At 70.6% G+C, this 13,048-nt stretch carries 16 protein-coding genes and 1 pseudogene; 9 read left to right on the top strand and 8 right to left on the bottom strand.

Going from position 1 to position 13,048, the window contains the following annotated elements:
• Positions 1 to 217 precede the first annotated feature (217 nt).
• From ACWIF2_RS02785 to ACWIF2_RS02765, 5 genes are read left to right on the top strand one after another with little or no spacing between them, the layout of a single operon-like run.
• Positions 218 to 1,939, top strand: coding sequence for a sensor histidine kinase (locus tag ACWIF2_RS02785; protein ID WP_454358216.1), 1,722 nt, complete (start codon positions 218 to 220; stop codon positions 1,937 to 1,939).
• A gap of 5 nt (positions 1,940 to 1,944) precedes the next feature.
• On the top strand, positions 1,945 to 2,355 hold the full coding sequence (locus ACWIF2_RS02780) for a roadblock/LC7 domain-containing protein (RefSeq protein ID WP_003994857.1): 411 nt from the start codon (positions 1,945 to 1,947) through the stop codon (positions 2,353 to 2,355).
• A complete protein-coding gene (locus ACWIF2_RS02775) occupies positions 2,352 to 2,723 on the top strand; it encodes a DUF742 domain-containing protein (RefSeq protein ID WP_193481280.1) in 372 nt (123 codons plus the stop codon). The genes ACWIF2_RS02780 and ACWIF2_RS02775 overlap by 4 nt, the downstream gene beginning before the upstream one ends.
• Positions 2,704 to 3,309 (top strand): GTP-binding protein, encoded by a 606-nt coding sequence (locus tag ACWIF2_RS02770; protein WP_454358215.1) that lies wholly within the window; start codon positions 2,704 to 2,706, stop codon positions 3,307 to 3,309. The genes ACWIF2_RS02775 and ACWIF2_RS02770 overlap by 20 nt, the downstream gene beginning before the upstream one ends.
• Positions 3,306 to 4,556, top strand: a complete 1,251-nt coding sequence (locus tag ACWIF2_RS02765; RefSeq protein ID WP_454358214.1) for a cytochrome P450 — start codon at positions 3,306 to 3,308, stop codon at positions 4,554 to 4,556. Before ACWIF2_RS02770 ends, ACWIF2_RS02765 begins: the two co-directional genes overlap by 4 nt.
• A gap of 39 nt (positions 4,557 to 4,595) precedes the next feature.
• Here the strand turns inward: ACWIF2_RS02765 and ACWIF2_RS02760 are convergent, their stop codons facing one another.
• The gene (locus tag ACWIF2_RS02760) at positions 4,596 to 5,627 is read right to left on the bottom strand and encodes a 7-epi-alpha-eudesmol synthase (protein ID WP_454358213.1); all 1,032 of its coding nucleotides are present in this window, start codon (positions 5,625 to 5,627) and stop codon (positions 4,596 to 4,598) included.
• Between the two features lie 309 nt (positions 5,628 to 5,936).
• On the opposite strand from ACWIF2_RS02760, the gene ACWIF2_RS02755 reads away from it, so the two are divergent.
• Positions 5,937 to 6,401: a pyridoxamine 5'-phosphate oxidase family protein gene (locus tag ACWIF2_RS02755; RefSeq protein WP_454358212.1), complete on the top strand. Its 465-nt coding sequence runs from the start codon at positions 5,937 to 5,939 to the stop codon at positions 6,399 to 6,401.
• A 78-nt stretch (positions 6,402 to 6,479) separates the two neighbouring features.
• The gene (locus ACWIF2_RS02750) at positions 6,480 to 6,872 is read left to right on the top strand and encodes a VOC family protein (RefSeq protein WP_031117767.1); all 393 of its coding nucleotides are present in this window, start codon (positions 6,480 to 6,482) and stop codon (positions 6,870 to 6,872) included.
• Positions 6,873 to 6,895: 23 nt separating this feature from the next.
• Here the strand turns inward: ACWIF2_RS02750 and ACWIF2_RS02745 are convergent.
• The 3 genes and pseudogenes from ACWIF2_RS02745 to ACWIF2_RS02735 form a co-directional block, all read right to left on the bottom strand.
• Positions 6,896 to 7,689 (bottom strand): annotated as a pseudogene (locus ACWIF2_RS02745) (thioesterase family protein).
• A 28-nt stretch (positions 7,690 to 7,717) separates the two neighbouring features.
• Positions 7,718 to 8,044, bottom strand: coding sequence for a branched-chain amino acid transporter permease (locus ACWIF2_RS02740; RefSeq protein WP_454358211.1), 327 nt, complete (start codon positions 8,042 to 8,044; stop codon positions 7,718 to 7,720).
• Positions 8,037 to 8,729, bottom strand: coding sequence for an AzlC family ABC transporter permease (locus tag ACWIF2_RS02735; protein ID WP_454358210.1), 693 nt, complete (start codon positions 8,727 to 8,729; stop codon positions 8,037 to 8,039). Before ACWIF2_RS02735 ends, ACWIF2_RS02740 begins: the two co-directional genes overlap by 8 nt.
• 62 nt (positions 8,730 to 8,791) lie before the next feature.
• On the opposite strand from ACWIF2_RS02735, the gene ACWIF2_RS02730 reads away from it, so the two are divergent.
• Entirely contained in the window at positions 8,792 to 9,250 is a 459-nt protein-coding gene (locus ACWIF2_RS02730) for an Lrp/AsnC family transcriptional regulator (protein ID WP_454358208.1), read from the top strand.
• A gap of 73 nt (positions 9,251 to 9,323) precedes the next feature.
• Here ACWIF2_RS02730 and ACWIF2_RS02725 read toward each other — a convergent pair whose 3' ends face one another.
• Positions 9,324 to 9,620: a DUF4235 domain-containing protein gene (locus ACWIF2_RS02725; RefSeq protein WP_432971341.1), complete on the bottom strand. Its 297-nt coding sequence runs from the start codon at positions 9,618 to 9,620 to the stop codon at positions 9,324 to 9,326.
• A 39-nt stretch (positions 9,621 to 9,659) separates the two neighbouring features.
• Positions 9,660 to 10,682 (bottom strand): glutathione S-transferase family protein, encoded by a 1,023-nt coding sequence (locus ACWIF2_RS02720; protein ID WP_454358207.1) that lies wholly within the window; start codon positions 10,680 to 10,682, stop codon positions 9,660 to 9,662.
• Between the two features lie 179 nt (positions 10,683 to 10,861).
• Here ACWIF2_RS02720 and ACWIF2_RS02715 point away from each other — a divergent pair, with 179 nt between their 5' ends.
• Positions 10,862 to 11,782: a cation diffusion facilitator family transporter gene (locus ACWIF2_RS02715; RefSeq protein ID WP_454358206.1), complete on the top strand. Its 921-nt coding sequence runs from the start codon at positions 10,862 to 10,864 to the stop codon at positions 11,780 to 11,782.
• A gap of 92 nt (positions 11,783 to 11,874) precedes the next feature.
• On the opposite strand, the gene ACWIF2_RS02710 is transcribed toward ACWIF2_RS02715, so the two are convergent.
• Together ACWIF2_RS02710 and ACWIF2_RS02705 are read right to left on the bottom strand one after the other, a co-directional pair.
• Positions 11,875 to 12,324, bottom strand: a complete 450-nt coding sequence (locus ACWIF2_RS02710) for a nitroreductase family deazaflavin-dependent oxidoreductase (protein WP_454358205.1) — start codon at positions 12,322 to 12,324, stop codon at positions 11,875 to 11,877.
• A 75-nt stretch (positions 12,325 to 12,399) separates the two neighbouring features.
• Positions 12,400 to 13,032 carry a LysE family transporter gene (locus ACWIF2_RS02705; RefSeq protein WP_454358204.1) on the bottom strand — a complete coding sequence of 211 codons (633 nt, stop codon included), beginning with the start codon at positions 13,030 to 13,032 and terminating at the stop codon, positions 12,400 to 12,402.
• Positions 13,033 to 13,048: the final 16 nt, after the last annotated feature.

The raw sequence follows: 13,048 nt of genomic DNA, 5'->3' as shown, positions 1-13,048 counted from the left end.
CTGGCATGGACATTTGTCGACCTGTTTCCTTCTGTCAGAGCGTGACGGAACCCTCACGTCCGCAGGGTGACGAGTTTGATCCTTTCGGCTCTAAACCCGATAAGGTTCCGATCGGCGCTGCGAGTTGACGCGATCGCGTCCGGTCGACTCGCGGTGCGTACTCATGAGTGCGATCCACACCCCCCCCTGTTCGATCGTGTTTGTTCGAAGGATGCAGATGGAACTCGCCACTCCGCCACCGGCGGCGCGGGCCCCTGTCGCCTGGTACAGCTGGTGGTTGATGCCGCTGAGCTTGGGAGGCGGGACCGTTGCCGCCACCTTCATGAGCTCGGAGCGAATAACCGCGGCCGTCGCCGGTCTCGCGGCGACGGCGGCCAGTGCCGTGTGCGTACGCCTGCTGCTGCGCACCCGGGCACACCTGCACAAGGCGGAGAACTCCTTCCGCACCACGCAGGCCGAGCACAACCAGCAGTGGCAGCAGCACGTGGCGGGCCTGGAACGGAAGTTCTCCGCCGAACGCGCCACCCTGGAGTCCCAGCTCACCGAGCAGAACGCGACCTACGAGCGCCGCCTGGCCGACCAGAGCGCCACGTACGAGACGCAGCTCTCCGACACCTCCCGGGCCTACGAGGAACGGCTGACCGAGCAGGCCACGTCCTACGAGGCCCAGCTCGCCGACCAGGCCGAGGTCTGGCAGGAACAGCTCTCCCACCAGCTCGCCGCGGTCGCCCGGCTCGCCGACGAGCAACTGCCCTCCGCGATGGAGGCGCTGCGCTCCGGTGACGCCATCGACGACGTCCTGCCGACCGTCAACCAGTGCGCCAAGGTCAGTTCCGACCTCCAGGCCGAGCTGCGCAAGGTGCTGCGTACCGCCCTGATCGGCCTCGAGTCGGAGTTCGACCGCTCCACCTCGGCCGAACAGGCCGTCATCAGCATCGGCAACCGCATCCACGTGCTGACCAGCAAACTCCGTGGCCGGCTGCACGAGATGCAGGGCGAGCACGGCAGGCTGCCGGCCGTCGCCCGGGGCCTGATGGAGCTCGACCAGGAGATCGGCCCCGCCGACTGTCTCGCCGCCAGCATCGGCGTGCTCGGCGGCTCGGACCGGCCCGGCCGGCAGTGGCAGGAGCCGCAGCGGCTGCTCAGCGTGGCGCGCGGCGGCATCGGCCGGATCAAGGATTTCCACCGGATCCAGGTCCGCCACCTGCCCGAACTCGGCGTCGACGGCGGTCTCGTGGACCACCTCACGCTGATCTTCGCTCACCTTCTCGACAACGCGGCCCGCTACTCGCCGCCCACCGAGCCAGTGCTCATCTCCGGCAAGGAAGTGCCCAACGGCGTCGGCATCGAGATCCAGGACTCCGGCAAGGGCCTGAGCGAGGAGAAGAAGCGCGAAGCCGAGCACGCCCTCGCGGGCACCGCTCCCGGAGCGGGCCTCGGCGGCATCACCGAGGACGCGAACATCGGTCTGCGCGTCGTCGGAGCCCTCGCCCGTCGCTACGGCATCCGCGTCACCTTCGCGGACTCCCCGTGGCTCGGCACCTCCGTGGTGGTCGTGGTTCCGCACAAGTACTTCAGCCCGCTGCCCGCAGCCGCCGCACCGGCCGCGCCCACACCGGAGGTCCGCACCGCGACGGCCGCCCCGGCCCGCGAGCGGGCCACCGCACCGGCACCGGACGCCCCGGCCGAGGCCGCGGAGACCACACCCGGCGGACTGCCCCGGCGCCGCAGCAAGCGGAACGAGGCGGCCGAGCCCCGGGAGGCCGAGCGGACGGACCGGAGCACCGTCTCCGCCATTCCGCCGGACGCCTCGTTCTCCGGTCTCGCCGCCTTCGCCACCGCCGGACGCGACGCCGAAGAGGCGTCCCTGGCGCACGGCGACCGCGACACCGCCGCCGGACGCGAGTCCACCGCGCACCGCACCGAAGAGAGCGACTAGTCCTCATGACGCAACAAGGAACAGATGTGAGCTGGGCGCTCCGCGATCTCGTCGAGAGCATCCAGGAGATCCGCTTCGCCCTCGTGGCCTCCAGCGACGGCAAGGCCATCACCTCCTACGGCGCCGAAGACCCCGACGACGTCGACCGCTTCGCCGCCGTGGTGGCCGGCCTGCAGGCCCTCGCCCAGCCGGTCGCCGAGCAGTTCCCCAAGTACGCCGGGCAGCTGCGCCTCGCGATGATCGAAGTCGACGGCGGGCACCTCTTCGTGGTCCGCGCCGGTGTGGAGACGTACCTCGGTGTCCTTGCCAGGGAAGGCCTCGACCAGGGCCTGCTCGGGCACCAGATGAGAGACCTGGCCCGCAGGATGGGTGAGCTCCTCGGCACCACTCCGCGCCTGGAGGAGCACTCTGGATGAGTGCTCCCCGCAGGCCGTCGGACCCGTCCGGTCTCGAGCGCTACTACGTCCTCACCGGCGGTCGCAGCGGACCGGGCGGTTCGGCGTCGAGTCTCGACGTGGCGACGCTCGTCGTCGCCCGCGCCGCCCCGTTACCGGGCATGCAGCACGAGCACGAGGAGATTCTCCGCCGGTGCCGCGATCCGCTGTCGGTCGCCGAACTCGGCGCTCACCTCGGGCTGCCCTTCAACATTCTCGCAGTGCTGCTGTCGGACCTGCTCGTCGCAGGTCGCGTCGAAGCCCGTAACCCCATCCCGGCACACGAAGCCGGCCGCGGGCCCGACCTCGCGCTCCTTGAGGAGGTACTCAGTGGACTTGAAAGGCTTTGACCAACCCGGAGGGCGGGCGGGCGGTGACGCCCGCTCGGTGAAGGTGATGATCGCCGGCGGGTTCGGCACCGGGAAGACCACGATGGTCCGGTCGGTCAGCGACATCAAGCCGCTCACCACCGAGGAGACCCTCACCCAGGCCACTGCCGACGTCGACCGTCTCATCGGCGTCGCCGACAAGACCCAGACCACCGTCAGCCTGGACTTCGGCAAGATCGGCATCAACGAGAGCCTGGTGCTGTACCTGTTCGGCACGCCGGGTCAGGAGCGCTTCTGGTTCCTGTGGAACGGGCTGTTCAAGGGCGCGCTCGGCGCGATCGTCCTGGTGGACACCCGCCGACTGGAGTCCAGTTTCCGGGCGATCGAGGAGATGGAGCGGCAGGAGGTTCCCTTCGTCGTCGCCCTGAACGTCTTCCCCGACTCCAACAACTACCCGGTCGAGGAGATCCGGGACGCCCTGGACATCCCCGAGCACACCCCGGTCATCGCCTTCGACGCCCGCGACCGGGCCTCCAGCCGGGACGTCCTCGTCGCCCTGATCCACCACCTGAAGGAACGCTCGGCCGTGGCCCTGGAGCCCCGATGAACGACTCGACCGAAAACGCCGTTCAGGTCCCGAGCGGCTGCCCCGTCGCCCATCACGGGTCCGATCCGGCCCGGCTGTACGGGCCGGAGGCGGCGACCGACCCGGTGGGCATCTACGAGCGGCTGCGCAAAGAACACGGCTCGGTCGCACCCGTCCTGCTCGAAGGCGATGTGCCCGCCTGGCTGGTCCTCGGCTACCGCGACAACCGGCGGGTGCTCGACAACCCCCGCCAGTTCAGCCGGGACGCGCGCATCTGGCGGGACTGGGCGGAGGGGCGCGTGGCGGAGACCTCGCCGCTCATCCCGATGCTCGGCTGGCGGCCGGACTGCGTGTCCCAGGACGGTGATCCGCACCGCAGGCTGCGGGCCGCCGTCACCGACGGACTCCAGGCCGCCGCGGTCCGGGGCATCCGGCGTCACGCGACGCGCATCGCGAACAAGCAGATCGACGCGTTCGCCGACACCGGGCACGCCGACCTGGTGAAGGACTACGCCGAGTACCTGCCGATGCTCGTCCTCTCCCGTATCCTCGGGCTCCCCGAGGCGGAGGGCCGGGACCTGGTCGAGTCCTGCGCGCAGGTCCTCAAGGGCGGTGAGGACGCCCTCGCGCACAACGAACGCATCATGGTGATCCTCGGCGACCTGGCCGAGCGCAAGAAGTCCGAACCCGGCGGCGACCTCACCACCGCCCTGCTGGAGCACGCGGCCGGGCTCGACGAGGAGGAGGTGGTCAGCCATCTGCGTCTCGTGCTGATCGCAGCGCACACCACCACCAGCAATCTGCTGGCCCGGGTCCTCCAGTTGATCCTCACCGACACCGCCCGGCTCTCCGGACTGATCAGCGGGCAGCTGAACATCTCCGCCGTGGTGGAGGAGGTCATGTGGAACAGCCCGCCGCTGGCCGTGCTGCCGGGCCGGTTCGCGGCCGGCGACCTGGAACTCGGCGGCCACCAGATCCAGGAGGGCGACCTGCTGGTGCTGGGCCTCGCGGCGGGCAATGTCGACCCGGACATCCGGCCGGACATCGGCGTCTCGGTGCAGGGCAACCAGGCCCACCTGGCGTTCAGTTCCGGTCCGCACGAGTGCCCCGGGCAGAGCATCGGACAGTCCATCATCGCGATCGCCGTGGACGTCCTGCTGCACCGTCTGCCGGGCCTGAGCCTGGCCGCACCGCCGGAGGAGCTCACCTCGACCGCCTCCACGTGGGAGTCCCGGCTGGACAGCCTGCCGGTCGAGTTCGCCGTGTAGCGGTGGTGCCCGGCCCTCCGGCCGGGCACCAGCACGTGGTCACACGGTCAGCAGGTCGTCCACCGAGCCCCGCCCGGCCTGCTCGGCGGTGGCCACCGGGCCCTTCTTCGCCGCGGCGTAGCGGCCGGTGGTGAGCGCCCACTCGTAGTTGCCGTTGATCCAGTGCTGGATGGCCTCCACACCCATCCGCACCCGTTCCCGCTGCGCGTCGTCGAGCCGGAGCTCGTCGCACATCTGCGGGACGCGCGCCTGGAGTTCGAGGTACTCGTCGAGGCAGTCCTTCGTCATCCGGTACACCGTGTCGGTGGCCTCCTGCCAGGAGCAGCCCCGCTCCCGGCGCAGCACGGCGACGAGATTGTGGCCGTCGCCGCGGCGCTTCTCCCGCTCGAGGGAGTGGATGTCGTTCATGAACCCGATGGTGTCGGCGGCCAGATCACGCATCCGCTCCATCACCGGATGCGCCATCGCCTGGGCCGGCACCTCGAAGCCCCGGCTGCGCTCGCCCGCGTCGATGCTGTGGTGGATGCCGACCGTACGACGCCGGAACACGGCGTACTCGTCGAGTGCCAGCGTGCCCTCCAGGCCCCGGGCGGCCAGGTCGACCTCCTCGCAGTGCGCGACCAGGAACCGTCCCCACGAGGCGGCGAAACGGGTCTGCCATGTCAAGGACATGCCATGTGAGAGATGGTTCCACACCTCGGCCCAGGCGAGAGTGATCGGGCAGACGACTCGCGGGGGACTGCCGGCCGGCCGCAGGGGAGTGACGATCAGTTCCCGTGCGACCTCGGCTATGCGGTCGGCGCGGTCGGGCTGACTGGCGTCGAACTGGTCATCGAAGAGAAAGGCCAGCGAGAACCAGTTCATCAGGACGACCAGGTCGTCCGCCGACGCGTGCGGATAGGTGCGGGCGGCGGCTTGGGGCAGATCCCAGGACTTGTATTCCTCGAACCCGTCCCGGCTGCGGACCAGGCGCATCTCCCACACCCAGCGCAGATGGCGCGCACGGGCGTACTCCAGATGCTCGCTGACCGGGGTGTCGAAGGGGAGGTCGAACCGGACGTCCTGAGGCATGTGCTTCCTTTCGGGAGACGGACCGCAGAGCCCCCCGGCCCCTGCGAGCGGACGGTGTCTTGACCGGCCGCACACTCGAACTCGGCTTCGCAGTCCGAATGTTGAACCGAGAAGCGGTACGAGACTGCCCAAGGCGGGAATAAGCCATTCCGTGACCCTGCCGTGATCTCGGTTACTGCGGAAAGCGCTTGAGCTGCGTATACTCCCTCGTCCCTCACCCGGCTCGGCCCGTACGCCGGGCCTCCCCGGCCTCGTGGCGTCACACTGGACCTCGTCCGTTCTGACGACTCTTCAGGAGGCGCACCGACGATGACGTCCGCACCCGTACGCGGCGCTGAGCAGCGCAAGAAGGACACCCTGCACCGACTGGACCACGACGTGGACGCCTGGGTCGCCACGGCAGGCACCGCGTCGGGGACCCCGCACCTCGTCCCGCTGTCCTTCCTCTGGAACGGCTCGTATCTGCTGTTCGCCACCCCCGCGTCGAGCCCCACCGGACGGAACCTGACCGCGACCGGCCGCGCCCGGGTGGGCATCGGGCCGACCCGTGACGTCGTCCTCGTCGAGGGGACCGTCGAGACCGTCCAGCCCGGCGAGCTGACGGAGCAGGACGCCGAACTCTTCGCCGCCAAGACCGGGTTCGATCCCCGTCGGCTGGCCACGCCGTACCTCTACTTCCGCGTCGTACCCCGGCGGGTGCAGGCCTGGCGGGAGGCCGACGAACTGGACGGCCGTGAACTCATGCGCGACGGACGGTGGTTGACGGCCGACTGAATCGGCCGTACCGGGATAACCGCAAGGTACGAGGCCGCGGGGCAGCACGCCCCACGGCCGGAATCCTGCGGAGGAGACATGGCCCTGGTGAAAGCGGGTGTCCTGGTGCTCGACTGCGCCGAGCCCGAGAAGCTCGCCGTGTTCTACAAGGAGTTGCTGGAAGGGGAGGAGTCGGACGCGACGGCCAACCGGGTGGAGATCAAGAGCGCCGACGGCTTCCGGATCGCCCTGCGCCGGGACGTCAACGCCACCCCGCCCAGCTGGCCGCGCCCCGAGAACTCCCTCCAGGCCCATCTGGAGTTCGTGGTGGACGACCTCGACGCGGTGGAACGCCGGGTCATCAGCCTGGGCGGTCGCCCCCTGGAGGCCAAGGAGGCCTCGGGCCCCCTGGAGGAACGCGGCTACGCCGACCCGGCGGGCCACTCCTTCACCCTGCGGCGCACTGCGCCGACCGCACCCAAACAGGGCTGAGCGCCGCGTTCCCCGGACGCCGTTCAGCCGGTCGCCGGCAGGGGCCGGAGAGTGAGGATCTGCTGGGCGTGTCCGACGGGGCCGGTGAGGTCGTGCAGGACGGTGCTGGTGACGCCCTGGCCGGTCGGGCCGAAGGCGACGGTGGTGTCGAGCCCCGTCCAGCGGCCTTCCGGCCGGCGGTGGAGATGCAGGGTGAGGTCGACGTTGGGATACATCCAGGCGGTGGGCGGTTGACGTACCGCTATGCCGTTGGCGGTGTCGACGAGCGCGATGTAGGACGCGAGAGGGCTCACGGCCTGTCCGGCCACCAGGCCGACCCGGGTGGAGACCCAGGCCGTCGTGCGGCCCGGCCGCGGGGGCGCGACCGGGCGGACGTCCAGGGAGGCGATGTATCCGCCGGGCCACACGGAGGTCAGCGGCCAAGGTGCGAGCGTCTCGGGCGGGGTGAGCGTGTCCGCGGTGTCACCCCCGACCTCCCTGGTGTCGCGGTCGGCGAGGAGCCAGGCGAGGGCCCGCACGACGGGACGGCCGGCGATGAGCGCGACCGCTTCGAGGAGTTCGATGGTGCGGCCCGGCCGGAGGTCTCCACCCGAATCTCGCATTCGTCCAGGGCGAGCCGGCCGAGGATGTCGAAGCTGATCCGGGACAGCGTCAGGCCGCTGTCCGGCCGTCCGGCCAGATAGCGGTCGACGGCGTGGACCATGGGGCCGGCGAGCGGGCTGAAGTGCTGCTCGTCCGGGTCCCACGCGCCGCTCGCGTGGGCGGTGGGCTTGAAGCGGTGTGTGTCGACGGGTTCGTAGTAGCAGTCGATGTGCAAGGGGCACGTGCCTTTCGGGCGAGGGGCGTCAGTGGGTGAAGACCGCGCTGGCCAGGGCTACATGGACGGCCGTGCCGGCGAGGATGCTCAGCAGGGCGTTGCGGAGCCACAGGTGCAGGCCGACGGTGACGGCCAGGGCGGCCGACGGGGCCACGGCGCGCGACTCGGTGACCGGCAGATCGCGCAGGCAGTAGACCACCAGGATCACCATCACCCCGGCGGGCATACGGTCGCTGAGGTACCGCACGGTGTCGCTGGCCCGCAGCGGAGCCAGGGCGGCGAACGGCAGGGCGCGCAGGGACCAGGTCACGGCTGCGGTGACGAGGACCGCGACGACGGCGTAGGTGTCAGACATGGGCGGGCTTCCTCCGGTCGGCGAGCCGGCGTGCCAGGAGACCGGCGGTGAACAGGGCGAAGGCCGCCGGCAGCAGCTGACCCGGGAAGAGCAGGCGGGCGCCCAGGGCGCAGAGCAGGGCGAGCACGGGGGTCGGCAGGTCGCCCCGCAGGTCACGGACCGCGTCGAGAGCGAGAACGACGAACAGGGCGGTCAGGGCGAAGTCCAGGCCGGTGACACTGTCCGGGATGAGGGAGCCGAGCAGGGCCCCGGCGGTCGCGCTGCCGGCCCAGTACAGGTGCATGAAGAACTGCAGCCACAGGATGCGCGGGCCGGACCAGCCGCGGGCCTGCTCGCTCGCGGTCAGCGCGTACGCCTCGTCGGTGAGGGCGAAGGTGCTGTACGTCCTGGCGAGCCGGCCCCGCACGCGGTGCAGGGGAAAGGACAGCGCGTAGAAGACGTGCCGTGCCTGCACCAGGAAGGCGGCCAGGGCGATGGACACCAGCGGCGCGGCGGCCACGACCATGCCGATCAGCAGGAACTCGAACGAACCGCCGTAGACCACCGCCGCGGACAGCCCTGCCCACCACCAGTCGAGCCCCGACTGGACCACGAGCGCCCCGAAGGCGAGACCGAGCGGCACCATCCCGAGGCCCACGGAGGCACAGTCCTGGAAAGCGGCCCGCGCCGCAGGGCTTATTCGCATGTCGACATTTTAGAAATGTATGCGCCTCATATGGTTGCCGATGATGGCTCTATGATGTCCATATGAGCAATGAAAGTGGCCTCGATGCCGTGGATCGAGAAATTCTGTTCCATCTGCGTCAGGACGGGCGGCTGTCGAACGTCGAGCTCGCCAAGCGGGTGGGGCTGACGCCGCCCCCCTGCCTGCGCCGGGTCAAACGCCTGGAAGAGAGCGGCGTCATCGCCGGCTACCGGGCCGTCATCGACCCCGGAGCGCTGGGCCGCGAGCTCGAAGTGCTCCTCGACGTCGAGATCTACGCCCAGGACCGCAGGACCGTCGAGGAGTTCGAGACCACTGTGGCCTCCTACGAGGAGGTCGTCGAGTTCCGGCGGATGTACGGACGCCCCGACTACTTCCTCCGCGTCGCCGTCGCCGACCACGCCGCCTACGAGGCCTTCATGATGGGCAGGCTCAGCGGCCTGCCCGCCGTGCTGCGCCTCGAGTCCCACCTCACCATGAAGACGATCAAGGTCGACGGCTGAGCGCACGCCCGGCACGCACCGGCCCCGCCCGCGGTACATGCTGGGCGGGGCCTGGTGAGACAGGGGCCTTCTGTCAGTCCCTGCCGCCCTTCTCGTCAGCCGGCCACGTGCCGGTCGAACGCTCGATGGCCTTGGCGCCCGCGCGGTCCACGGCGCTGCGCACCACGGCGAAGATGGCGCCCTGGACCGCTGCGGCCAGCAGGATCTCGCCCCAGCCGCGGTCCCGGTCCAGCGCGTCGGGCGCGTCCTCCTCGTGCCGGATCGCCATCCACGTCTTGCGGAAGGCGAGCCCGGCCAGCCAGCCGCTCGACCAGCCCAGCACGAACCCGAGGGGCTGGTAGGCGAGGGGCATTTTCTTCTTCTTGGCCACGGGGATCTCCTTGTTCGCTCAGGGGGTGGGTAGGAGTGTTCAGGGGGTGTGCGCGGCCGGGACCCGCTCCTCGGCGCGGACCGGCCCCGGCGGCGTGCCGTCACCGAACGGCCGGCCGCCCAGCTCCTCACGGTGGTGCGGGGTCAGCCAGCCGGACAGGTCCGGCCCCAGCGGCACGACCTGGGTCGGATTGATGCCGGTGTGCACCTGGTAGTAGTGGCGCTTGATGTGGTCGAAGTCGACGGTGTCGCCGAACCCGGGCGTCTGGTACAGGTCGCGGACGTACCCCCACAGCACCTGGTTCTCCGTCAGTTTCCAGCGGTTGCACTTGAAGTGGCCGTGGTAGACGGCGTCGAAGCGGACCAGCGTGGTGAACAGCCGGATGTCCGCCTCGGTGATGGTGTCGCCGACGAGATACCGCTGCCGTTCGAGTCGGTGCGCGAGCAGCTCCAGCCGCCGGAACACGCCCGCGCAGGCGGTCTCGTACTCCTTCTGGCCGGTGGCGAAACCCGCCCGGTACACGCCGTTGTTGACGTCCTCGTAGACGTCCGCCATCACCGCGTCGATCTCGTCGCGCAGCGGTTTCGGGTACAGGTCGGGCGCGCCCTCCCGGTGCAGGGCCGTCCATTCGGTCGCCAGGTCGAGCGTGAGCCGCTGGTAGTCGTTGGTGACCAGCTTCCCGCTGGGCACGTCCACGATCGCCGGCACACTGACACCGCCTGGGTAGTCGGTCTCCCGCCGGTCGTAGGCCTCGCCGAGGTAGCGGATGCCGAGAACGGGGTCGCGGCCGTCCTCGTCCAGCGTGAAGCGCCAGCTTCGGTCGTCCTGGATCGGGTCGGCGACGGCCAGGGACAGCGCGTCCTCCAGGCCGAGCAGCCGCCGGGAGACCAGCGACCGGCTCGCCCATGGGCAGGCGCGGCTGACGACCAGACGGTAGCGGCCGGCCTCCACCGGCCAGCCGTCCCGGCCGTCCGCCGTGATCCGGTCCGCGAAATGCGCCTTGGACCGTTTGAACGACCTCCTGCCGTAGGCGCTGTTGCCGTCGCCGTCGTCGCGGCTCATGCGGGTGACCTCCTTGCCGTACGTGTGGCCCGCTCGTCGTGAGAGTGCCCTGTCTGCCGTGCGTGTGCCCTGGTGAACGCGTTCCCCTTTTTCCGCCGACGGCACGGTGTGAGCACCGCCGACCGGGGCAATCGGCGTGGGTGACTCATGAAGGAACTGATCGGAGGACACGCGTCACCGTGCTGGTGGCGCTCGGCGCCAACCTGGTGATCGCGGTCGCCAAGGCCATCGGAGGCCTGGCCGCGGGATCACCCGCCCTGCTGTCGGAGGCGGCCCACTCGGTGGCCGACAGCCTGAACGAGGTCTTCCTGCTGGCGGCCCTGCGCCGCAGCCGCCGCCCCGCCGACCGGCGTCACCCCTTCGGCTACGGCAAGGAGCGGTTCTTCTGGTCGCTCCTCGCGGCGGTCGGGATCTTCGTCATGGGCGGCTGCTTCTCCTTCTTCCAGGGCTTCGAGGCCCTGGCGAGCGGATCGGAGGAGAAGCTCAGCGGCTATGTCGCCGGCCTGATCGTGCTCGGCATCGCCCTCCTCGCGGAGGGCGGCTCCTTGTTGCGCGCCCTGTACCAGGTGCGCCGGCAGGGCGGCACGCGCGCCGGGCTGCGCGACCCGGCCCTGCGGACGATCGTCGCTGAGGATGGCACCGCGGTGCTGGGCGTCACGCTGGCCATGGCCGGCATGGCCCTGCACATGGTCACCGGCCAGGTGGTGTGGGAGGCGTCCGCCTCGCTCGCGATCGGCGCGCTGCTGGTCTACGTCGCCTTCCGGCTGGGCCGGGACGCGCGCGACCAGCTGATCGGCGAAGCGGCCGACCCGGAGGCGAGCGGGCGGATCCATGCGCTGCTGCGGGCGCAGCCCGAGATCGACAGTGTGGAGGCACTGTTCACGATGAAGACGGGCCTCGACTCAGCCCTCGTTGCCGCCCGGGTCGACCTGGTGCCCGGCCTGGACAGCGAGCATGTCGAGGATGTCGCCGTGCGCATCAAGCGCTCCATCGCCCGGACGGTGCCCGAGGCGCACCAGATCTTCCTCGACGTCACGGACCGCCGCGCCCGGGAGGCAGCAGAAAGCCCCGCCGCGACGGGGGAACGCGGCGGGGCCTGAACCACGCGTGCCCCGCCGCCGGGGGTTCATGCACACCGGACGAAACTTTTCTGCCGGTGGATTCCCCGGGGGCTGGGGCGGGCGGTTCGGTGTCACCCGCCCTCTACCGGCTCCAGCACGAACAGCGGAATCTCCCGGTCCGTCTTCTTCTGGTAGTCCGCGTAGGCCGGATACGCCGCGACGGCCCGGTCCCACCACTCGGACTTCTCCTCGCCCGTGACCTCACGGGCGGTCATGTCCTGTTTCCGGGGCCCGTCCTGGAGCTCCACATGCGGGTCGGCCTTGAGGTTGAAGTACCAGACCGGGTGCTTGGGCGCACCGCCGAGGGAGGCGACGGCGGCATAACGCCCCTCGTGCTCCACCCGCATCACCGGTGTCTTGCGCAGCTTGCCGCTCTTGGCGCCCCGGGAGGTCAGGACGACGACCGGCATCTTGGAGCCCTGCAGCGTCGTCCCCTCCGTACCGCCGGAGCTCTCGTACAGTTCCACCTGCTTGCGCACCCACTGCGTCTTGCTGGGTTCGTACTCGCCTTCGAGAGGCATGGCATTCCGTCCCATCGTCGTGTCAGAGGCCGACTGGTACCCGGTACCTTCCCTCAACGCCGGTACCCCCGGGAATCATCCTGGAGAAACCGCCATTCGGACGGCCAGAGCCGTCATCACCCCGCTCGCCACCAGCGCCGTGGCCAGCCTGCCCCGGTGACCGGTCAGCGCCCGGCCCAGCAGGGCACCGCTCCCGGCGAGCAGCACCTGCCAGCTGGCGGATGCGGCGAAGGCGGCCAGCACGAACACGCCCTGTTCCACCCGCCCGGCCGGACCCGCGGCCTGGGAGCCGAGCACCAGCGCCGCGAAGTAGATCACGGTGGTGGGGTTGAGCAGGGTGATGCCGAGCAGCCCCGCGAAGGCCCGGGCCGGACTCGGGGGAGCGGCGGCCGTCCGCGTGGCGAGCCGGTGGCCCCGGTACTCGCGCAGGGCGCCGACCGCGCCCCACACCGCCAGCCCGAGCAGCACCAGGACACAGACCCAGCGCAGCGGCCCGAGCACCGGCCGCAGCGCGGCGGCCAGGGCCGTGCCCCCGAGTGTGGCGGCGAGGGCGTACAGCCCGTCGGCCGTGGCGACGCCCAGCGCCGCGCAGACACCGGTACGCAGGGATGTGCGGGCGGTGAGCGAGACGAGGTAGGTCCCGACCGCGCCCACGGGTACGGCGATGCCGTACCCGGCGAGCAGCCCCGCCAGGAGCGCGGCCGTCATGACCGCGGCGGCGTCG

It is taken from the genome of Streptomyces sp. NPDC055506 (assembly GCF_053643595.1).
The sequence above is the reverse complement of the archived record's forward strand: the minus strand, read 5'-3'. Positions and strand labels throughout refer to the sequence as shown.

What these genes read in the sequence shown, in the direction of transcription:
- ACWIF2_RS02785 (WP_454358216.1), top strand. Translation starts at nt 218, where the DNA reads ATGGAACTCGCCACTCCGCCACCGGCGGCGCGGGCCCCTGTCGCCTGG.
- ACWIF2_RS02780 (WP_003994857.1), top strand. Translation starts at nt 1,945, where the DNA reads ATGACGCAACAAGGAACAGATGTGAGCTGGGCGCTCCGCGATCTCGTC.
- ACWIF2_RS02775 (WP_193481280.1), top strand. Translation starts at nt 2,352, where the DNA reads ATGAGTGCTCCCCGCAGGCCGTCGGACCCGTCCGGTCTCGAGCGCTAC.
- ACWIF2_RS02765 (WP_454358214.1), top strand. Translation starts at nt 3,306, where the DNA reads ATGAACGACTCGACCGAAAACGCCGTTCAGGTCCCGAGCGGCTGCCCC.
- ACWIF2_RS02760 (WP_454358213.1), bottom strand. Translation starts at nt 5,627, where the DNA reads ATGCCTCAGGACGTCCGGTTCGACCTCCCCTTCGACACCCCGGTCAGC.
- ACWIF2_RS02755 (WP_454358212.1), top strand. Translation starts at nt 5,937, where the DNA reads ATGACGTCCGCACCCGTACGCGGCGCTGAGCAGCGCAAGAAGGACACC.
- ACWIF2_RS02750 (WP_031117767.1), top strand. Translation starts at nt 6,480, where the DNA reads ATGGCCCTGGTGAAAGCGGGTGTCCTGGTGCTCGACTGCGCCGAGCCC.
- ACWIF2_RS02740 (WP_454358211.1), bottom strand. Translation starts at nt 8,044, where the DNA reads ATGTCTGACACCTACGCCGTCGTCGCGGTCCTCGTCACCGCAGCCGTG.
- ACWIF2_RS02735 (WP_454358210.1), bottom strand. Translation starts at nt 8,729, where the DNA reads ATGCGAATAAGCCCTGCGGCGCGGGCCGCTTTCCAGGACTGTGCCTCC.
- ACWIF2_RS02730 (WP_454358208.1), top strand. Translation starts at nt 8,792, where the DNA reads ATGAGCAATGAAAGTGGCCTCGATGCCGTGGATCGAGAAATTCTGTTC.
- ACWIF2_RS02720 (WP_454358207.1), bottom strand. Translation starts at nt 10,682, where the DNA reads ATGAGCCGCGACGACGGCGACGGCAACAGCGCCTACGGCAGGAGGTCG.
- ACWIF2_RS02710 (WP_454358205.1), bottom strand. Translation starts at nt 12,324, where the DNA reads ATGCCTCTCGAAGGCGAGTACGAACCCAGCAAGACGCAGTGGGTGCGC.
- ACWIF2_RS02705 (WP_454358204.1), bottom strand. Translation starts at nt 13,032, where the DNA reads ATGACGGCCGCGCTCCTGGCGGGGCTGCTCGCCGGGTACGGCATCGCC.